The following is a 19,455-nucleotide window of genomic DNA, read 5'->3' on the forward strand; positions in this document are numbered from 1 at the left end:
TAAGTCAGTGAATTCTAAAGGCATGGATGAAACGGGGTTTTCATCATTATGGGATCTTTATCGCAAAATGAAATGTTTCTTCTGTAATGTGATTTTATGAAAAATATATTTGTTTATAATCCCAACACGTTTCAGGTTGTCGGCTTAAGCAGGACACAGCGCTTGCTGACGGCGAGTATCACACAGCTTATCTGGTTCGGCATGCAGCTGGTGCCGGCGCGGGCGAGACTAATCTAAAAGGGTGAGTAAATGGGCAAGATCCGGTTAACCATGGCACAGGCACTCGTCAGGTTCCTCGACAACCAGTACCTGTTGGTCGACGGCGTGGAAACCAAATTCGTCAAAGGCATCTTTGCGATTTTCGGCCACGGCAACGTCCTCGGTCTGGGGCAGGCGCTGGAGCAGGACAGCGGTGAGCTGGTGGTGCATCAGGGGCGTAACGAGCAGGGTATGGCCCACGCAGCGACCGGCTTCGCCAAGCAGAAGCTGCGTCAGCAGATCTATGCCTGCACCTCTTCCGTCGGGCCCGGCGCCGCCAATATGATCACCGCCGCCGCGACCGCCACCGCCAACCGCATTCCTTTATTGCTGCTGCCGGGCGATGTTTACGCCTCACGCCAGCCGGACCCGGTGCTGCAACAGATTGAACAGTCTTACGATCTCAGCATCAGCACCAATGACGCCTTCCGTGCGGTGAGCAAGTACTGGGACCGCATAGTGCGCCCTGAACAACTGATGAGCGCCTGCATCAATGCGATGCGCGTGCTGACCGATCCGGCGGAAACCGGCGCGGTGACGCTGTGCCTGCCGCAGGACGTGCAGGGCGAAGCCTATGACTACCCGGACTATTTCTTCCAAAAGCGTGTGCATCGGCTCGATCGCCGCCCGGCGACTGCAGGCATGCTGGAGGATGCGTTGGCGCTGCTGACCGCTAAACGACGCCCGCTGCTGGTGTGCGGTGGCGGGGTGAAATACTCGCAGGCCGGCCAGGCACTGCGTGACTTCGCCGAGCGTTTCCACATCCCGTTTGCCGAAACTCAGGCGGGCAAAGGCACGGTGCCTAGCAGCCATGAATTCAACCTGGGGGGCATCGGTGAAACCGGCTGCCTGGCGGCGAATACGCTGGCACGTCAGGCCGATCTGGTGATTGGCGTGGGCACCCGTTATACCGACTTCACCACTTCGTCAAAATGGCTGTTCCAGGATCCGGACGTCGATTTCCTCAATATCAACGTCAGCGCTTTTGACGCCGGCAAGCTCGACGGCGTGCAGGTGTTGGCCGATGCCCGCGAAGCGCTGTCCGCACTGAGCGAACGGCTGGCACAGGCAGATTATCGAGCCGGCTGGGGTAATGCCATTGCCGACGCACGCAGCGCGCAACAGCAGGAAACCGCCCGGGTTTATGCGGTGGAATACACCGGAGAAGGTTTTGTTCCTGAAATTGACGATCACCTCGATCGTGACCGCGTGTTTGCCGAATTTATCGAAAAGACCGACTCCTTGTTAACCCAAAGCCGGGTGCTGGGGGTACTGAACCAGCATCTGCCGCAGGACAGCGTGATCGTCGCCGCCGCGGGCAGCCTGCCGGGTGATTTGCAACGGGTGTGGCACAACCACGGCGAACAGGGTTATCACGTGGAATACGGCTACTCCTGTATGGGCTACGAGGTCAATGCCGCGCTGGGGGTCAAGCTGGCTGAGCCGAACCGCGAGGTGTATGCGATGGTCGGCGACGGCGCCTTTATGATGCTGCATTCCGAACTGGTCACCTCGATTCAGGAAGGCTGCAAAATCAACGTGGTGCTGCTCGACAACATGACCAACGGCTGCATCAACAACCTGCAGATGGAACACGGCATGGACAGCTACACCACCGAGTTCCGCTTCCGCAACCCGCAGGGCGGCAAGCTCGACGGCAATTTGGTGCCGGTCAACTTTGCCATGCTGGCTGCGGCCTACGGTTGCAAGACCTACAGCGTGACCACCGAGCAGCAGCTGATCGAAGCGCTGGCCGATGCCCGTCGGCAAACCGTGTCGACCCTGCTGGACATCAAGGTGCTGCCAAAAACCATGGTGCACAAATATCTCAGCTGGTGGCGCGTGGGCGGTGCCCAGGTTGCCGACAGCGAAAAAATCGTCGCCGTGGCCCGCAAGCTGCAGGAAAACATCGATAAGGCCCGCGACTACTGATCAGGATCCCGTTTGATTACCCAGACCTTGCGTCTGCCGCAACTATTTGAAGAGGATAACGAAAATGACATTGAACATTGGGGTTATTGGCACCGGCGCAATCGGTCGGGATCACATTCGCCGCTGCAGCAAAGTGTTGCAGGGCAGCCGTATCGTGGCGGTCAACGACATCAATCGCGACAGCGCCGCCAAGGTGGTGAGCGACCTGAAGCTGGACGCCAAGGTGTATGACAACGGCCACGATCTGGTCAATGCGGCGGACGTGCAGGCGGTGCTGGTCACTTCCTGGGGCCCGAGTCACGAAGAGTTCGTGTTGGCCGCGATTGCCGCCGGTAAGCCGGTATTCTGTGAAAAGCCGCTGGCGGTCACCGCTCAGGGCTGCAAAAACATCGTCGAGGCCGAAGCGAAACACGGTAAACGTCTGGTGCAGGTCGGCTTTATGCGCCCTTACGATCAGGGTTACCGCGCGTTAAAACAGGTGCTGACCAGCGGGCAAATTGGCGAACCGCTGATGCTGCACTGCGCACACCGCAACCCGACCGTCGGCGAAGCTTACACCACGGATATGGCGATCACCGACACCCTGATCCACGAGATTGACGTGCTGCGCTGGCTGCTGGATGACGACTATGTCTCGGTGCAGGTCGTGTTCCCGCGTAAAAGCCCCAAGGCGTTCCCGCACCTGAAAGATCCGCAAATTGTGCTGTTCGAAACCGCCAAAGGCACGCGCATCGACGTCGAAATTTTCGTTAACTGCCAATACGGCTATGACATCCAGTGTGAGGTGGTGGGTGAAACCGGCATTGTCAAGCTGCCAGAGCCGTCGTCGGTGCAGATGCGCAGCGGCGCCCGACTGTCTACCGAAATTCTGACCGACTGGAAAGACCGCTTTATCGATGCTTATGACGTCGAGCTGCAAGGCTTTATCAATGACGTCTTGGCCGGCAAGCTGACCGGGCCTTCCGCCTGGGATGGTTATGCCGCTTCTGTCACTGCCGACGCCTGCGTGGCCGCGCAACTCAGCGGTGAAATTGTGCCGGTGACCTTGCCGCCGCGCCCGGCTTTTTACGGCAACTGATGGGTTGAGCGCCGCACTTACGTTTAAAGAGGAATGACCATGAAGATCGCTTTTGATGTGGATGTCATCAGGGACCTTGGCATCACTAAAATGGTTGAGCAGGTGGCGGACTGGGGCTATCAGTATATTGAGCAGTCGCCACACCCGCAGATCAATCCGTTCTACAAGCATCCGAAAGCCGGGCGCGAAGTGATGGCGGAATACAAAAATGCGCTGAAGGCCACCGGCGTGGAGATTTCCTCGTTTATCGTGGTGTATCGCTGGTCCGGTCCGGGCGAAGATCGCCGCCAGGCGGCGGTCAAAAACTGGCGCCGGATGATTGAAATCGCAGTGGAAATGGGCGTACAGGTGATCAATACCGAGCTGGCGGGTAACCCCAATGAGCCGGAGATCTGTGAAGAGCTGTGGTACCGCTCAATGGAGGAGCTGCTGCCGATTATCGAGCGCGAAGGCATCCGCATGGAAATCCAATCGCACCCGTGGGATTTCTGCGAGCTGAGCAACGAAACCGCCGATATCGTCAAGTCGTTACGCAGCGATCACGTGAAGTATCTCTACAGCGTGCCGCACACCTTCTACTACGACAAAGGCCAGGGTGACGTGGCCGGCATGCTGAAATATGCCGGTGACGATCTCTCGCACGTGTTGATCGCCGACACCATGAACCATACCAAGCACTGCCGCTATATCGTCAACCCGCCGGGTGTAGACGCCGCCGTGCACCAGCATATGGGTATCGGCGAAGGGGAAGTGGATTTCGATGCCCTGTTCCAGACGTTGCGCGATATGGAGTTTGCCAATCGTAATTTTAAGGTGGGCGGCGAATCCATTATCTGCACCTCGCTGTTTGGCTATCCGGAACGAATGAAAACTCAGGCGGTAGCGACCCGAGAGCGCATCGAAAAAGAGCTGTTGGGTAAATAAATTTCTCGGCTGCGTGGGTGTGAAATCACCGGCGTGCTGCTCCTATGATTGAGGCTGAAAATGAATAAAGACAACGTAAAACTGGCCATCGCCCCGATTGGCTGGACCAACGACGACATGCCCGACCTGGGCAAAGAGAACACTTTCCAGCAGTGCGTCAGCGAAATGGCGCTGGCCGGGTTTACCGGCAGCGAAGTGGGCAGCAAGTATCCGCGCGATCCGGCGGTGCTCAAGCCGATGCTGGATATCCGCGGCATTCAAATCTGCAACGCCTGGTTCAGCACCTTCTTCGCCGATGGTCTGAAAGAAAAAACCATTGATGAATTTATTAACCATATGAATTTCCTGCATGCGATGGGTGCCAAGGTGATTGGCTGCTCCGAGCAGAGCAAAAGCATTCAGGGCACCACCAAAGGGGTGTTCGAAGAGAAGCCGTATTTCAGCGATGAAGAGTGGCAGCGAGTGGCCGATGGCTACAATGAGCTGGCCAAGATTGCTGCCGGTAAGGGCATGCAGGTCTGTCTGCACCACCATATGGGTACCGGCATTCAAACTACCGCCGAGATCGACCGTTACATGAGCATGGTGAACGACGACGTCTACCTGCTGTTTGATACTGGCCATGCTTACTATTCAGAAGGCAGCCAGCAGGCGATGATGGCGATACTGGAAAAATACCTGCCGCGTATTAACCATGTGCATCTGAAAGATGTGCGTGACGACGTGGTGGCCGAGGTAAAGGCCAACAAACTCAGCTTCCTCGACGGCGTGAAGAAAGGCACCTTTACCGTGCCGGGTGATGGGGTGATCGACTTCCGTCCGGTGTTTAAACTGCTGGATGAGCGCGGTTACAAAGGGTGGATGGTGGTGGAGGCGGAGCAGGATCCGGCGCTGGCCAACCCGTTTGAGTATGCGGTGAAGGCGCGCCGTTATATTAAAGAGACCGCCGGCATTTAATTCGCAGGCGATCGGCAAGGGGTGCTCGAGTCATCGATGCGCCCTTTTTTATTGGCAACGTCAGGCGAGGGTTTTCCAGGTGGTTACCTGTCCGCCGGGCCATGGGGTCGCCGCATAGACACCACGGGCGATGGCACGTGCCAGGGTGTCCGCCGCCAGTGCACCTATCTGCAGCACCGCCAGCTCTCGGCTGCCTTGTACCTCACGCTGCCCGGTGGATAAGGCAAACACCACATCGCCGTCGAACGGGCTGTGTAGCGGGCGGATGGCGCGTGCCATGCCGTCCTGCGCCATCATCGCCACGCGTTTCAGCTCCACCCGGGTCAACGCCAGATCGGTGGCGATGCAAGCCAGGGTGGTGTTCTTCCTGCCGCCCGTCGGTTCTTCTGGCATCCAGTCTTCGCCCTGGCCATTCAACTGCGCCAGCGCTGCGGCACCGCCATTGCCAAACTCGCCGTCGATTTCATAAGGCGTCGCCCAGAAGGCACGGGTCCCGGGGGCGACGACCGACCCCAGGCTATTGACCGCCACCAGTGCGCCGACGGTAGCGCCATTGGTCGCCACGATCGACGCCGAACCCAGCCCGCCTTTCAGCTTGCCCATGCCGGTCATGGCACCATAGCCTGCACCCACGGTGCCGAGCGGAAAGTCGTGGCCGGCCTTGCCGGCGGCCTCTATCCCCAATTGGCGATAGGGTGGGTCGAGCTGCCAGTTTTTATCGCCAGCGTTGCTTAGATCATACAGGCAGGCGGTGGGTACGATGGGAGAGACCGGCACGCCCGGTGCCGGACGCAGGGCGTAACCACGCCCCTGTTGCCCCAGCCAGGCTGCGACGCCATCTGCCGCCGCCAGGCCATAAACCGAACCGCCGCTCAGCACCAGTGCATCAAGGGTTTGTACCAGATTGTCTTCCCCCAGCGCATCGGTTTCGCGGGTTGCCGGGCCGCCACCGCGCACATCGACGGCGGCGATCGCCGGGCTATCCGGCAGGATCACCGTGGTGCCGGTACGCACCCGGCTGTCCTGAGCGACCCCGACCTTCAGGCCGGGCACGTCGGTAATCAGATTACGGGCGCCGGTTCGAACGGCGGGAGAACTTGGCATTGCGGCCCCCAGGAAGGTGGTGGGAGAGAGGATGCCGATAGCACCCGTTACGCAGGCCAGCGTTTGCACGAAGGTGCGACGGCTGACGGTGAAGGGGCGGTTTGCCGCCCCTGGTTCACTTTTTATCTCACTCATGAGGCTGATTTTTTCTGCTGTTCACTGCGAAAGCGAGCCATATGGTAAGAATCTACCAGTACGCCGTCGCGCATGGCGTAAGCGCGGCTGGTCCCTTCGATTTCAAAACCGAACTTGCGGTATAGCGCGATGGCCGCCTGATTATCGGTAAATACCGTCAGCTCGATGCGTTCGATGTCTGCCCAATTGTCGCACAGGTCAATCATCGCTTTCATCAGGCTGCTGCCGACGCCTTTGCCGTGGTGGTGGTCATCGACGCCGATGCCAAAGCTCGCCACGTGGCGGCGGCGTACACGCTGATTCAGCATCACGCTCAACTGACCGACAATCTGTCCGTCGATGCAGGCCACCAGGCTATGCGTGCCCGGTTCGAGGTTGGCGAGGCGCTTGTGCCATAGTTCGACCGACGGTAGCGGAAGATGTAGCGTGTCACGGTAAGCCTTCGGCTGAGAATAGAGTTGATGCAGGGCCTGTGCATCTGCCGTTTCCACGTGACGAACTACGATTTCACTCATTACGCTGCTCCTTTGGCTTACCGGTTGAATAACCTCTGAATTTATCGGTTTATTGTGTCGAGTCAATATTATTCCGGATTGGTTAAAAAAACGCTTTACAGGTGCGAATGATAATGATTATTATTGCGATGCGTTCTGGGGAGAGTATCAACCTTTGATACCCTCGCTGCGAAGGCACGACATTGCTCACATTGCTTCCAAGTATTACTTAGCCAGCTCGGGTGCTGGCTTTTTTTTTGCCTGTTTTCAACTCACCCGCCTTCAACAAATTCCCTGCCAATGGCTTCGCAACTCCATCTAAATTTTTGAACAGAGGGATGAGTTTTTTACGCTTTCATATTCTGCTGCCAGGACTAGACTGTAAAAAACATTGAGGAGAGTTGAATATGATTTATCTACGTAAGGCAGAAGATCGCGGTCATGCCAATCATGGTTGGCTGGATAGCTGGCACACCTTCTCCTTTGCCAACTATTACGATGCCGATTTTATGGGCTTCTCGGCGCTGCGGGTGATCAACGAAGACGTGATCGACGCAGGGCAGGGTTTTGGCACCCACCCGCATAAAGACATGGAAATCCTGACCTACGTGCTGAGCGGCACGGTAGAACATCAGGACAGCATGGGCAATAAAGAGCAGATCCAGGCCGGTGAGTTTCAGATCATGAGTGCCGGCACCGGGGTGCGTCACTCCGAGTACAACGGCAATAACGATCGTCCGTTGCACCTGTACCAGATTTGGATCATTCCCGATCGGGTCGGGCTGGAGCCGCGCTATGAGCAACGCATGTTTGATGCGCCACAGGGCCGCCAACTGGTGTTGTCGCCGGATGCGCGCGACGGTTCACTGAAAGTGTTCCAGGACATGACGCTGTCCCGCTGGGCATTGAAGCAAGACGAACAGGCAGAATGCCCGATTGAAGCCGGTCGTCGCGTGTGGATCCAGGTGGTGCGTGGCAAGGTAGTGGTCAATGGTCAGCAGGCCGGCACCAGCGATGCGTTCGCGGTGTGGGATGAAACTGCGCTGTCGATTCATGCCGATGAAGACAGTGAAATCCTGCTGTTCGATCTGCCGCCGGTCTGATAAAGCGGTAAATACTGAGGGCTCACACAGTGAGCCCTTTTTGCGTTGTGACGTCCGATAACCAACAATATCGGCAGCGGTTTTTTTTTGCTAAAATGAGCGCCCATTCACGGTTAGCCAGTTCATTGATAATGAAGAAAAAACGGCCGGTACTTCAAGATGTCGCAGACAAGGTTGGCGTTACCAAGATGACGGTGAGCCGTTATCTGCGTAATCCCGAGCAGGTTTCTGCCATCTTGCAGCAAAAAATTGCCGTCGCGCTGGATGAGCTGGGCTACATTCCCAACCGTGCGCCGGATATCCTTTCCAACTCCACCAGTCGCGCCATTGGCGTATTGCTGCCGTCGTTGACCAACCAGGTGTTTGCTGAAGTGCTGCGCGGCATCGAGAGCGTCACCGATGCGCACAATTATCAGACCATGCTGGCGCACTACGGCTATTTGCCGGAGCGCGAAGAACAGCGCCTGACCTCGCTGCTGTCTTACAACATTGATGGGCTGATCCTGTCTGAACGCCACCATACGCCGCGCACCATGAAGATGATTGAGGTGGCAGGGATCCCGGTTGTCGAACTGATGGACTGCGTTTCACCGTGCATTGACCTGGCCGTGGGGTTTAACAACTTTGAGGCGGCACGCCAGATGACCCAGCAAATCATCGCGCACGGTCATCGCCACGTGGTGTATTTCGGGGCGCGTCAGGATGAACGTACCATTATCAAACAACAGGGCTATGAACAGGCGATGCGCGAATCCGGTCTCGAGCCGTACAGCGTCATGACCGCGCGTTCGTCGTCCTATTCCGCCGGTGGCGAACTGCTGCGTCAGGCGCAGCGCGATTATCCGCAGATCGACAGTATTTTCTGCACCAACGATGACCTGGCGATTGGCGCGACCTTTGAGTGCCAGCGCCAAGGGCTGTCGATCCCCAAAGATATGGCGATTGCCGGTTTCCACGGCCACGATATCGGTCAGGTGATGGTGCCAAAACTGGCGAGCGTCCTGACGCCGCGTGAACGTATGGGGCAGATCGGGGCTGAACGCCTGTTGGCGCGTTTGCGGGGCGAAACGGTCAGCCCGCGCATGGTGGACGTCGGTTTTACCGTGATCCCCGGCGGCAGCATCTGATCGCTTTTAACTCTTTGTTTCATCAATTTTAATTTGAAAATCGCGCCGCCCGGCGCGTTTTGCTAGTCATCTGTAAGCCCACCGCGCGTTACCCCCATAAGTTTGATCTCTATCCCAGAACGCGAATTTTAGCCCGTTACCCGGTTCCGACACTGCTGTTGTTACCGGTATCATGATACCGGTAACAACGAGGTCAATGACCTTGTGGCGGCGCGATAGGGTCGCTACAGGGAGAAATAGAACCCTTGACTCAGCACCACCTACAGCTCGTCTTCTAACACCGGGAAGAGCCTAAAAATACAACAAACGCGCGCTTTACGGCCTATCGTAAAGAGAGTCTGCGATAAAAAGGTTGGAGAAAAATTATGCCATTAGTGATTGTTGCAGGCGGCGTCGCGCTGCTGTTGCTGCTGATGATCCGCTTTAAGCTGAACGGCTTTATCTCTCTGGTTCTGGTTGCTCTGGCGGTGGGTATCGCTCAGGGTATGCCAGTCGATAAAGTGATCGGCTCCATCAAGGCCGGCGTGGGCGGCACCCTGGGCAGCCTGGCGCTGATCATGGGCTTCGGCGCCATGCTCGGCAAGCTGCTGGCGGACTGCGGCGGCGCCCAGCGCATCGCCACTACGCTTATCGAGAAGTTCGGTCAAAAATACATTCAATGGGCGGTGGTACTGACCGGTTTTACCGTCGGTTTTGCGCTGTTCTATGAAGTTGGCTTCGTGCTGCTGCTGCCGCTGGTCTTCAGTATCGCCGCGTCTGCACGCGTGCCGCTGCTGTATGTCGGCGTGCCGATGGCGGCTGCGCTGTCGGTGACCCACGGTTTCCTGCCGCCGCACCCTGGCCCAACGGCGATCGCCACCATCTTCCATGCCGATATGGGTAAAACCCTGCTGTACGGCACGCTGCTGGCCATTCCGACGGTGATCCTGGCCGGTCCTGTCTATGCCCGCTTCCTGAAAGGCATCGACAAGCCGGTTCCTGAAGGCCTGTATAACCCAAAAATCTTCACCGAAGAAGAAATGCCAAGCTTTGGCATCAGCGTTGCCACCTCGTTGGTGCCGGTGATCCTGATGGCGCTGCGTGCGGTAGCGGAAATGGTGCTGCCGAAGGGCCATAGCCTGCTGCGCTTTGCCGAGTTCTTCGGCGATCCGGTGATGGCGACGTTGATTGCGGTACTGATCGCTATCTTCACCTTTGGCTTGAACCGCGGCCGTACTATGGATGAAGTGATGGGTACCATCACCGACTCCATCAAAATTATCGCCATGATGCTGTTGATCATCGGCGGTGGCGGCGCGTTCAAGCAGGTACTGGTCGACAGCGGCGTGGAGAAATACATTGCCGCCCTGATGGAAGGCAGCAACGTCTCACCTATTCTGATGGCCTGGTCGATTGCGGCTGCGCTGCGTCTGGCGCTGGGTTCCGCTACCGTGGCGGCGATCACCGCCGGCGGCATCGTGGCCCCGTTGATCGCCACTACCGGCGTCAGCCCGGAGCTGATGGTGATCGCGGTCGGTTCAGGCAGCGTGATTTTCTCTCACGTCAACGATCCGGGGTTCTGGCTGTTCAAGGAGTATTTCAACCTGAGCATCATGGAAACCATCAAGTCCTGGTCGGTGCTGGAAACCATCATTTCCGTCTGCGGCCTGGTAGGGTGTTTGCTGCTGGCGACGGTGGTCTAATATTCCTGTCGTTTTTCAGGTTGGCGCAGCGTTGACTGCCACTTGAAATGCAAAGGGAATAGCGAGGTTATCCGGCACCCCGTGGGGGTGTCGGACATTCTTTTGAGTTTGGGGCGCATTTGATGGCGCAGGCGGCGTAACCCGTTGCCAGAACGTACATCTGACTCCGTAAGGGCATGACATTATGAGTAATCCACAGCACCACGTATTTATTTTGATGGGCGTTTCAGGCAGCGGAAAGTCTGCCGTCGCCAGCGCCGTTGCCCATGAAGCTCATGCCGCGATGCTGGACGGAGACTACCTGCACCCGCGCGCCAACATCAACAAAATGGCCGCCGGGCATGCGCTGGACGATAACGATCGCGCCCCGTGGTTGGCCGCATTGAATGACGCTATCTTTGCCATGGAACGCACCAATGACGTCTCTCTGCTGGTGTGTTCGGCGCTGAAAAAAAGCTATCGCGACCGCCTGCGTGAAGGCAACCGCAACCTGCATTTCATCTATCTGAAGGGTGACAAGGCGGTGATTGAAGAGCGCCTGAAGCAGCGCAAAGGGCATTTCTTCAAGCCGCAGATGCTGGTTTCCCAATTTGCCACCCTGGAAGAGCCGGGCGCGCAGGAGCCGGATGTGCAGGCGATTGATATCGATCAGCCGCTGGATGGCGTAGTCGCCGATACTCTTGCCTATATTCGGCATGTTGCAGCCCAGTAATCCGGGCTGCCACCCTAAGCCGGCGCCGCACAGGCGCCCGTTTATTCACTACAGCTTCATGTAAGCCCGCACGCCGTCCAGGAACATCTGGGTCGACAGCATCACCAGAATCAGCCCCATCAGCCTTTCCAGCGCGCTCACGCCTTTACTGCCCAGCAGGCGCAGGAACAAGTCCGACATCAGCAAAATAGCGGCAGAAATCCCCCAGGCAATCAGCAGCGCCACAACCAGATGTGAAATCTGGTTCGGATACTGGTGCGAGAGCAGCATCAGCGCCGCCAGAATCGAAGGCCCGGCGACCAGTGGGATGGCGAGCGGGACCAGGAAGGGTTCTTCCCCGGCGGAAAGCCCGCTGCTGTTGCCCTCCTGCGTAGGGAAAATCATTTTGATGGCGATCAGAAACAAAATAATCCCGCCGGAAATGGACACGGTTTCGGTTCGCAGGTTGAGGAACGCCAGAATTTTCTCGCCGGCGAACAGGAATATCAGCATTAACAACAGGGCGATCAGCAATTCGCGGATCACCACCACCCTGCGTCGGCGCGGTTCCAGATGTTTGAGTACCGACATGAAAATCGGCAAGTTACCTAGCGGATCCATGATTAAAAACAGCAACACCGTGACGGAAATCATCTCTGTCATCATTACCTCTGCATCTGAAAAACGTGTCGGCCATCCCGACCCACGCACTAACCCATCCCCGATGGCTTGAAAGACAACGGGGTATATAAGAAGGATTGCTGAGAATCGTTCAGCTATCGAATAAATTCACTTTGCGCCTGCGCTGACATTTTGTAAGGTGGAGAGATAGTGCACACAACTTATAGCAGTCATCCTCCAAGGCAGGACAGTCATATGAAAAACGTTGGTTTCATCGGTTGGCGCGGAATGGTCGGCTCCGTACTCATGCAACGCATGACGGAAGAGCGCGATTTCGACGCCATTCGCCCGGTCTTTTTCTCCACTTCGCAGCACGGTTCTGCGGCGCCGGCATTCGGCGGCCAGCAGGGCACGCTGCAAGATGCTTACGATGTTGATGCGCTGAGCGCGCTCGACATCATTATTACCTGCCAGGGCGGCGATTATACCAACGAAATTTACCCGAAGCTGCGTGAAACCGGTTGGCAAGGCTACTGGATTGATGCCGCTTCTTCACTGCGCATGCAGGATGACGCGATTATCATTCTGGACCCGGTCAACCGCGACGTGATTCAGCAGGGCCTGGACAAAGGCATCAAGACCTTTGTCGGCGGCAACTGCACCGTCAGCCTGATGCTGATGTCGCTGGGCGGCCTGTTCGCCAACAACCTGGTCGAGTGGGCATCCGTTGCGACCTATCAGGCCGCTTCCGGCGGCGGCGCGCGTCACATGCGTGAGCTGCTGACTCAAATGGGCATGCTGCATGCAGACGTGGCGAAAGAGCTGCAGGATCCGGCATCGGCCATTTTGGACATTGAACGTAAAGTCACTGCGGCCACCCGCAGCGGCAAACTGCCAACCGATAACTTTGGCGTGCCGCTGGCCGGCAGCCTGATCCCATGGATCGACAAGCAGCTCGATAACGGCCAGAGCCGCGAAGAGTGGAAAGGCCAGGCGGAAACCAACAAAATCCTCAACAGCAGCAGCGTGATCCCGGTTGATGGCCTGTGCGTGCGCGTTGGCGCGTTGCGTTGCCATAGCCAGGCATTCACCCTGAAACTGAAAAAAGACGTTTCGCTGCCGGAAATCGAGCAGATGCTGGCGACCCACAATGATTGGGTGCGGGTGATCCCTAACGACCGTGAACTGACCATGCGTGAACTGACGCCGGCTGCGGTTACCGGGACGCTGAATACGCCAGTCGGCCGTCTGCGTAAGCTGAATATGGGGCCGGAATACCTGTCTGCGTTCACCGTGGGTGACCAGTTGCTGTGGGGTGCGGCTGAACCGCTGCGCCGCATGCTGCGTATCCTGCTGTAACCTGAACTGTACTTCCCGAGGGCTGAGCTCTTTCAGCCCTCAAAAGCCTTATTTCCTTCCTTTTTCTCCGTTTCGGCGCGCTATGGACTAAGTCGCTGCAAAGGGGAGAAAGCACACAAGCCATCGGCACTCCACCATGCGGGCAGCAGCGCAAAGACGCTGTCAGGCTGGCAGTTTTCTTAATGAAGCTTTTTCCTGGTAATGCGGCAATGTTTTTAACTGACATTAGCTATGCTTAAAGGGCTGGCGGATAAATTTTCGCCAGCACCAAAAATAAGCATAAAGAGCGGTATTCGGGTCGGTAGGGTGAAAATTGATCAATAACCGACTGTAATCACGCTTTAGAAACCGAATGAATTGCATGATAACCAAAACGGCTATGGATTAAGCGTTACGCCCTGTGGATCTCAAGGTACAGCCAACGCCGCTGTAACCTGAAAGGCGATGGGCTGCGTGGCCTCTTATAAATCATGCTCTTAATCTTAGGAAGAAGACTATGCCTGTACTTCCCGATCGTGACGTGATTGATCAGCTTTTCTCCGGCAACTCTGCCGATCCTTTTTCCCTGCTTGGCATGCATGCGGTCGATAACGGCCTGCAGGTGCGTGCGCTGTTGCCTGACGCCAGCGAAGTCTGGCTGCGGGATCAGCAAACCGGCCGCCGATTGGTGCAGCTGAACTGTGATGATGAGCGGGGTTTTTTCAGCGCCACGGTGCCGCGCCGTAAAACGCCGTTCCGCTATCAGTTTGATGTGCGCTGGCACGATCACCAACAGATCGTCGACGATCCCTACCGCTTCGGCACCCTGCTGCAGGATATCGACAGTTGGCTGTTGGCTGAAGGGACCCATTTGCGTCCTTATGAACGTTTGGGTGCTCATCTCGCCACGCTTGATGACGTCGAAGGCGTCAGTTTTGCCGTCTGGGCACCCAACGCCCAGCGAGTCTCGGTGGTGGGGGAATTCAACTTTTGGGACGGACGCCGCCATCCGATGCGCCTGCGTCGTGAAAATGGCATTTGGGAGCTGTTTCTGCCGGGCGTGAAGGCCGGGCAGTTGTACAAATATGAAATCATCGACTGCTACGGCAACACCCAGCTCAAGGCCGATCCTTACGCATTTGAAGCGCAGATGCGACCGGACACCGCGTCGTTGGTCACTCCGTTGCCTGAGGTGGTAGAAAACACCCCGCAACGTCAGCGGGCCAATGATTTTGACCGCCCGATTTCTATCTACGAAGTGCATCTTGGCTCGTGGCGCCGCCACACCGACGATAATTTCTGGCTCAGCTACGGTGAACTGGCCGTGCAGCTGATTGATTACGTCAAGGACATGGGATTCACCCATATCGAGCTGCTGCCGATTAACGAGCACCCGTTTGACGGCAGTTGGGGTTATCAGCCTTTAGGTCTGTACGCGCCGACCCGGCGTTTCGGCACTCCGGCCGACTTTAAGGCGTTTGTGGCTGCGGCGCATCGGGCCGGCATTAACGTGATCCTCGACTGGGTGCCGGGGCATTTTCCCAGCGACGCCTATGGCCTGGCGAACTTCGACGGCACCGCGCTGTATGAATACGCCGATCCGCGCGAAGGATTTCATCAGGACTGGAATACCCTGATCTATAACTATGGCCGCAACGAGGTGCGTAATTATCTGGCAGGTAATGCCCTTTACTGGCTGGAGCGTTATGGCATAGATGCGCTGCGCGTCGATGCGGTAGCCTCGATGATCTACCGTGATTACAGCCGCGCTGACGGCGAATGGGTGCCGAATTACTACGGCGGTAACGAGAACCTGGAGGCCATCGCCTTCCTGCGTTATACCAACCACACCGTCGGCAAGGAGCGCCCCGGCGCGGTGACGCTGGCGGAAGAATCCACCGATTACCCTGGGGTGACGCTGCCGCCGGAATCCAATGGCCTGGGGTTCCATTACAAATGGAACCTGGGGTGGATGCACGACACGCTTAACTACATGAAATGCGACCCGGTGCACCGTAAATATCATCACAATCAGATGACTTTCGGCATGTTGTACGCCTACACCGAGAACTTTGTACTGCCGATTTCCCATGACGAAGTGGTGCATGGCAAGAAATCGGTGCTCGACCGCATGCCCGGCGATGCCTGGCAGAAGTTTGCCAACCTGCGCGCCTACTACGGCTTTATGTGGGCGCATCCGGGCAAGAAGCTGCTGTTTATGGGCTGCGAATTTGCCCAGGGGCGCGAATGGAACTTCGACAGCAGCCTCGACTGGCACCTGCTGGAAGGGTTGGACGGTTGGCACCACGGCGTGCAACGGCTGGTGCGCGATCTCAACCATTGCTATCAACAGCAGGCGCCGTTGTATGAGCGCGACTATCGCCCTGACGGCTTTGAGTGGCTGGTGGTGGACGACCACGACAACTCGGTGTTCGCCTTTGCCCGTTACGATTCGCAGGGTAATGAGCTGATTGCCGTCAGCAACTTCACTCCGGTACCGCGCCATCATTATCGCATCGGCATTTCGCGTGCCGGCGAATACCGGGAAATCCTCAATACCGACTCGCATCATTATCACGGCAGCAATACCGGCAATCAGGGCCGCGTGGTGTCTGAACCGATAGGCAACCACGGCCGCGAGCATTCGATCAGCGTGACCGTACCGCCATTGGCGACTATCTACCTGCTGCGGGAGGCGCAATGACTGAGCTGACGCCCGGCATCGCCGCGCCTCTCGGGGCGCACTATGACGGTAACGGCATCAACTTTAGCCTGTATTCCGCCCGAGCCACGGGGGTGGAGCTATGCCTGTTTGACGAACAGCAGCAGGAGGTTCGGCTGCCACTGACGGCGCGCAGCGGTGATATCTGGCACGGCTACCTGCCGGGCGGTAAACCGGGGCAGCGTTACGGTTTCCGGGTGCATGGTCCGTTTGATCCTGCGCAGGGGTTGCGTTTTAACCCCAACAAGCTGCTGTTGGATCCCGCCGCACGCGCGGTAGAGGGACCGGTTGCAGATGATCCTTACCTGCATGGCGGCTATGACCGGCCGGATCAGCATGACAGCGCCGAACTGATGCCCAAGTGCGTGGTGATTGACGAAGCTTACGATTGGCAGGATGACCGCCCGCCGGCCACGCCCTGGGGCAAAACGGTGATCTACGAAGCGCATGTGCGCGGCCTGACCTTGCAGCATCCGGAGATCCCACCGGTGTTGCGCGGTAGCTTCGCCGCGCTCGGTCACCCGGTGATGATTGCCTATTTCAAGCGGCTCGGCATCACTGCGCTGGAGTTGTTGCCGGTGCAGCAGCACAGTTCTGAACCGCGTCTGCAGCGGCTCGGACTGATTAATTACTGGGGCTATAACGTACTTGCGCCCTTTGCACCGGATAACCGGTATTCCAGCCTGCGCACTGATACGACGCCGCTGCGCGAGTTTCGCGATGCGGTGAAAGCACTGCATAAGGCCGGTATTGAGGTGATCCTTGACGTGGTGTTCAACCACAGCGCCGAGCTGGATACCGACGGGCCGACGTTGTCGCTGCGCGGTATCGATAACCCGGGCTATTACTGGCTCACCCCCGACGGCGACTATGTGAACGATACCGGCTGCGGTAACACGCTGCGATTGGATCAGCCACAGGGCGTGGCCTGGGTGATGGACTGTCTGCGTTTTTGGGTGGGCGAATGCCACGTTGATGGCTTCCGCTTCGATCTGGGCTGCGTACTTGGCCGTACGCCTGCGTTCGACCGCGATGCGCCGTTGTTCCAGGCGTTGCTGGCGGACGACCTGCTTTCTCGCTGCAAGCTGATCGCCGAGCCGTGGGATATCGGGCCTGGCGGTTACCAGGTGGGCCAATTCCCGGGGCGCTTCGCCGAGTGGAACGACCATTACCGGGACGATATCCGTCGTTTCTGGCTGCAGGACGGCATATCGTTGGGGCAGTTCGCCCAACGTTTCGCCGCTTCCAGTGATCTGTTTAACCAACGCGGGCGTGCGCCGTACGCCAGCATCAACATGCTGACCGCTCATGACGGATTCACCCTGCAGGACTTGGTCAGTTTTAACCGCAAGCACAACCAACTGAACGGTGAAGGTAACCGTGACGGCAGTGATCGTAACTTTAGCAATAACCACGGTGTTGAAGGCCCGATTGCCGACGATGCCATTTTGCAACGCCGCAGGGCCAGCCGACGAGCGCTGCTCGCCACGTTGTTGCTGTCCCAGGGGACGCCGATGCTGCTGGCCGGCGACGAGCATGGACACAGCCAGCAGGGCAACAACAATGCCTATTGTCAGGACAACGCTATCACCTGGCTCGACTGGGCCACGGCAGATGACGCTCTCACCGATTACACCGCAGCACTGATCCGTTTACGTCAACAAATCCCTGCCTTGCAGCAAGACCGCTGGTGGCAGGAGGGTGACGGCAGCGTGCAGTGGCTCAACGCGCAGGGGCAACCCCTCGACGCACAGGAGTGGGAGCAGGGTGAGCTGCGGTTGCAGATCTGTCTGTCGCAACGCTGGCTGGTGGTCGTGAACGCCACGCAGCAGGCGGTGGAGATGACGTTGCCCGTCGGCGATTGGCAGCTTGTCGCTCCCTTTACTCAGGAAGATTCGCGGGCGGTTTTACCCGCCTGGCACCAGGCTGCGCACTCGATTTGCGTGCTGGTAAAGAAAAAATAAAAGGAGTCAGCTATGGTTAGGTTTGAAAATAAAGACCCCCTGATGTTGGCACGCCAACTGCCGATTAAGTCCGTCGCCCTGATCCTGGCCGGTGGCCGCGGTTCGCGTTTGAAAGATTTAACCTCAACCCGGGCTAAGCCGGCCGTCCACTTTGGCGGTAAATTCCGTATTATCGATTTTGCCCTGTCGAACTGTCTGAATTCGGGCATCCGCCGCATCGGCGTGATCACCCAATACCAGTCCCATACCCTGGTGCAGCATATCCAGCGCGGTTGGTCGTTCCTCAACGAAGAGATGAACGAGTTTGTCGATCTGTTGCCGGCCCAGCAACGCCTCAGTACCGAGCACTGGTACAAGGGCACGGCGGATGCGGTGTACCAGAACCTGGATATCATTCGCCGTTACGACGCCGAATATGTGGTGATCCTGGCGGGCGATCACATCTACAAGATGGATTACTCGCGCATGCTGATCGACCACGTGGAGAAGGGCGCGCAATGCACCGTTGCCTGCTTGCCGGTCCCCCGTGAGGAAGCCAGCGAGTTCGGCGTGATGGAAGTGGACGAAAACGATCTGATCCTCGAATTCCTGGAAAAACCCAGCAACCCGCCGCCGATGCCGGGCAACCCGGATATGTCGCTGGCCAGCATGGGGATCTACATCTTTAACGCTGACTACCTGTTCCAACTGCTGGAAGAGGACATGTCGACGCCGGGCTCCACCCACGATTTCGGCAAGGATCTGATCCCGAAAATCACCGCCCAGAAAGCGGCTTGGGCGCACCCGTTCACGCTGTCCTGCGTGACCTCCAACCCCGATCTGCCGCCGTACTGGCGTGATGTGGGTACGCTCGAGGCCTACTGGCGCGCCAACCTCGATCTGGCTTCGGTGACACCAGAGCTGGATATGTATGACCGTGCCTGGCCAATCCGCACTCATATGGAACCGCTGCCGCCAGCCAAATTCGTACAGGATCGTTCCGGTAGCCACGGTATGACCATGAACTCGCTGGTGTCCGGCGGTTGCATCGTCTCCGGTTCGGTGGTGGTGCATTCGGTGCTATTCCCGCGGGTGCGGGTGAACTCGTTCTGCACCATCGACTCTACCGTATTGCTGCCGGACGTTAACGTCGGCCGTTCCTGCCGTCTGCGGCGCTGCATTATCGACCGTGCCTGCCATATTCCCGAGGGCATGGTGATTGGCGAAAACGCCGACGAGGACAGCAAACGCTTTTATCGCTCGGAAGGTGGCATTGTGCTGGTTACGCGCGAAATGTTGTCAAAGTTGTGAGTTAAGGTAGTCGGCAGAACGATAGCCTGCCGCCA

15 protein-coding genes are annotated in these 19,455 nt (G+C 57.5%); 12 read left to right on the top strand and 3 right to left on the bottom strand.

All coding sequences use genetic code 11. The features are described from left to right. Window positions 1-249 precede the first annotated feature (249 nt). The 4 genes from iolD to iolE all read left to right on the top strand — a co-directional run bounded on the left by iolD (window position 250) and on the right by iolE (window position 5,149). Window positions 250-2,190, top strand: coding sequence for a 3D-(3,5/4)-trihydroxycyclohexane-1,2-dione acylhydrolase (decyclizing) (gene iolD / locus AC1RKG_RS22000; protein WP_122080409.1), 1,941 nt, complete (start codon window positions 250-252; stop codon window positions 2,188-2,190). A 64-nt stretch (window positions 2,191-2,254) separates the two neighbouring features. Then, window positions 2,255-3,268, top strand: a complete 1,014-nt coding sequence (gene iolG, locus AC1RKG_RS22005; RefSeq protein ID WP_493183719.1) for a bifunctional inositol 2-dehydrogenase/D-chiro-inositol 1-dehydrogenase — start codon at window positions 2,255-2,257, stop codon at window positions 3,266-3,268. A gap of 39 nt (window positions 3,269-3,307) precedes the next feature. After that, window positions 3,308-4,192: a sugar phosphate isomerase/epimerase family protein gene (locus tag AC1RKG_RS22010; RefSeq protein WP_044554812.1), complete on the top strand. Its 885-nt coding sequence runs from the start codon at window positions 3,308-3,310 to the stop codon at window positions 4,190-4,192. Window positions 4,193-4,252: 60 nt separating this feature from the next. Next, on the top strand, window positions 4,253-5,149 hold the full coding sequence (iolE, locus tag AC1RKG_RS22015) for a myo-inosose-2 dehydratase (protein ID WP_046372448.1): 897 nt from the start codon (window positions 4,253-4,255) through the stop codon (window positions 5,147-5,149). 60 nt (window positions 5,150-5,209) lie between these two features. On the opposite strand, the gene AC1RKG_RS22020 is transcribed toward iolE, so the two are convergent. Then, entirely contained in the window at window positions 5,210-6,388 is a 1,179-nt protein-coding gene (locus AC1RKG_RS22020; RefSeq protein ID WP_409325370.1) for a P1 family peptidase, read from the bottom strand. Then, window positions 6,385-6,903 (bottom strand): GNAT family N-acetyltransferase, encoded by a 519-nt coding sequence (locus AC1RKG_RS22025; RefSeq protein WP_122080407.1) that lies wholly within the window; start codon window positions 6,901-6,903, stop codon window positions 6,385-6,387. Before AC1RKG_RS22025 ends, AC1RKG_RS22020 begins: the two co-directional genes overlap by 4 nt. 386 nt (window positions 6,904-7,289) lie before the next feature. Between AC1RKG_RS22025 and AC1RKG_RS22030 the strand changes: the two genes are divergently transcribed. The 4 genes from AC1RKG_RS22030 to gntK all read left to right on the top strand — a co-directional run bounded on the left by AC1RKG_RS22030 (window position 7,290) and on the right by gntK (window position 11,506). Beyond that, a complete protein-coding gene (locus AC1RKG_RS22030; RefSeq protein ID WP_020837391.1) occupies window positions 7,290-7,985 on the top strand; it encodes a pirin family protein in 696 nt (231 codons plus the stop codon). A gap of 131 nt (window positions 7,986-8,116) precedes the next feature. After that, a complete protein-coding gene (gntR, locus tag AC1RKG_RS22035; RefSeq protein ID WP_020837390.1) occupies window positions 8,117-9,112 on the top strand; it encodes a gluconate operon transcriptional repressor GntR in 996 nt (331 codons plus the stop codon). 365 nt (window positions 9,113-9,477) lie between these two features. Beyond that, window positions 9,478-10,794 carry a gluconate transporter gene (gntT, locus tag AC1RKG_RS22040; RefSeq protein WP_046372451.1) on the top strand — a complete coding sequence of 439 codons (1,317 nt, stop codon included), beginning with the start codon at window positions 9,478-9,480 and terminating at the stop codon, window positions 10,792-10,794. Window positions 10,795-10,978: 184 nt separating this feature from the next. After that, on the top strand, window positions 10,979-11,506 hold the full coding sequence (gntK, locus tag AC1RKG_RS22045) for a gluconokinase (protein WP_020837388.1): 528 nt from the start codon (window positions 10,979-10,981) through the stop codon (window positions 11,504-11,506). Window positions 11,507-11,554: 48 nt separating this feature from the next. On the opposite strand, the gene AC1RKG_RS22050 is transcribed toward gntK, so the two are convergent. After that, window positions 11,555-12,148: a YhgN family NAAT transporter gene (locus AC1RKG_RS22050; RefSeq protein WP_041415736.1), complete on the bottom strand. Its 594-nt coding sequence runs from the start codon at window positions 12,146-12,148 to the stop codon at window positions 11,555-11,557. A 213-nt stretch (window positions 12,149-12,361) separates the two neighbouring features. On the opposite strand from AC1RKG_RS22050, the gene asd reads away from it, so the two are divergent. The 4 genes from asd to glgC all read left to right on the top strand — a co-directional run bounded on the left by asd (window position 12,362) and on the right by glgC (window position 19,420). Continuing rightward, the gene (gene asd, locus AC1RKG_RS22055; RefSeq protein ID WP_020837386.1) at window positions 12,362-13,465 is read left to right on the top strand and encodes an aspartate-semialdehyde dehydrogenase; all 1,104 of its coding nucleotides are present in this window, start codon (window positions 12,362-12,364) and stop codon (window positions 13,463-13,465) included. A gap of 496 nt (window positions 13,466-13,961) precedes the next feature. After that, the gene (glgB, locus tag AC1RKG_RS22060; protein WP_020837385.1) at window positions 13,962-16,148 is read left to right on the top strand and encodes a 1,4-alpha-glucan branching protein GlgB; all 2,187 of its coding nucleotides are present in this window, start codon (window positions 13,962-13,964) and stop codon (window positions 16,146-16,148) included. After that, window positions 16,145-18,130 (top strand): glycogen debranching protein GlgX, encoded by a 1,986-nt coding sequence (glgX, locus tag AC1RKG_RS22065; RefSeq protein ID WP_493183720.1) that lies wholly within the window; start codon window positions 16,145-16,147, stop codon window positions 18,128-18,130. Before glgB ends, glgX begins: the two co-directional genes overlap by 4 nt. Window positions 18,131-18,142: 12 nt before the next feature. Continuing rightward, complete coding sequence (gene glgC, locus AC1RKG_RS22070) at window positions 18,143-19,420, top strand: glucose-1-phosphate adenylyltransferase (protein ID WP_020837383.1); 1,278 nt, start codon at window positions 18,143-18,145, stop codon at window positions 19,418-19,420. The last annotated feature ends 35 nt before the right edge of the window (window positions 19,421-19,455 follow it).

The organism is Serratia sp. GW822-FHT06D09 (assembly GCF_058799515.1).

What these genes read in the sequence shown, in the direction of transcription:
- iolD (WP_122080409.1), top strand. Translation starts at nt 250, where the DNA reads ATGGGCAAGATCCGGTTAACCATGGCACAGGCACTCGTCAGGTTCCTC.
- iolG (WP_493183719.1), top strand. Translation starts at nt 2,255, where the DNA reads ATGACATTGAACATTGGGGTTATTGGCACCGGCGCAATCGGTCGGGAT.
- AC1RKG_RS22010 (WP_044554812.1), top strand. Translation starts at nt 3,308, where the DNA reads ATGAAGATCGCTTTTGATGTGGATGTCATCAGGGACCTTGGCATCACT.
- iolE (WP_046372448.1), top strand. Translation starts at nt 4,253, where the DNA reads ATGAATAAAGACAACGTAAAACTGGCCATCGCCCCGATTGGCTGGACC.
- AC1RKG_RS22020 (WP_409325370.1), bottom strand. Translation starts at nt 6,388, where the DNA reads ATGAGTGAGATAAAAAGTGAACCAGGGGCGGCAAACCGCCCCTTCACC.
- AC1RKG_RS22025 (WP_122080407.1), bottom strand. Translation starts at nt 6,903, where the DNA reads ATGAGTGAAATCGTAGTTCGTCACGTGGAAACGGCAGATGCACAGGCC.
- AC1RKG_RS22030 (WP_020837391.1), top strand. Translation starts at nt 7,290, where the DNA reads ATGATTTATCTACGTAAGGCAGAAGATCGCGGTCATGCCAATCATGGT.
- gntR (WP_020837390.1), top strand. Translation starts at nt 8,117, where the DNA reads ATGAAGAAAAAACGGCCGGTACTTCAAGATGTCGCAGACAAGGTTGGC.
- gntT (WP_046372451.1), top strand. Translation starts at nt 9,478, where the DNA reads ATGCCATTAGTGATTGTTGCAGGCGGCGTCGCGCTGCTGTTGCTGCTG.
- gntK (WP_020837388.1), top strand. Translation starts at nt 10,979, where the DNA reads ATGAGTAATCCACAGCACCACGTATTTATTTTGATGGGCGTTTCAGGC.
- AC1RKG_RS22050 (WP_041415736.1), bottom strand. Translation starts at nt 12,148, where the DNA reads ATGACAGAGATGATTTCCGTCACGGTGTTGCTGTTTTTAATCATGGAT.
- asd (WP_020837386.1), top strand. Translation starts at nt 12,362, where the DNA reads ATGAAAAACGTTGGTTTCATCGGTTGGCGCGGAATGGTCGGCTCCGTA.
- glgB (WP_020837385.1), top strand. Translation starts at nt 13,962, where the DNA reads ATGCCTGTACTTCCCGATCGTGACGTGATTGATCAGCTTTTCTCCGGC.
- glgX (WP_493183720.1), top strand. Translation starts at nt 16,145, where the DNA reads ATGACTGAGCTGACGCCCGGCATCGCCGCGCCTCTCGGGGCGCACTAT.
- glgC (WP_020837383.1), top strand. Translation starts at nt 18,143, where the DNA reads ATGGTTAGGTTTGAAAATAAAGACCCCCTGATGTTGGCACGCCAACTG.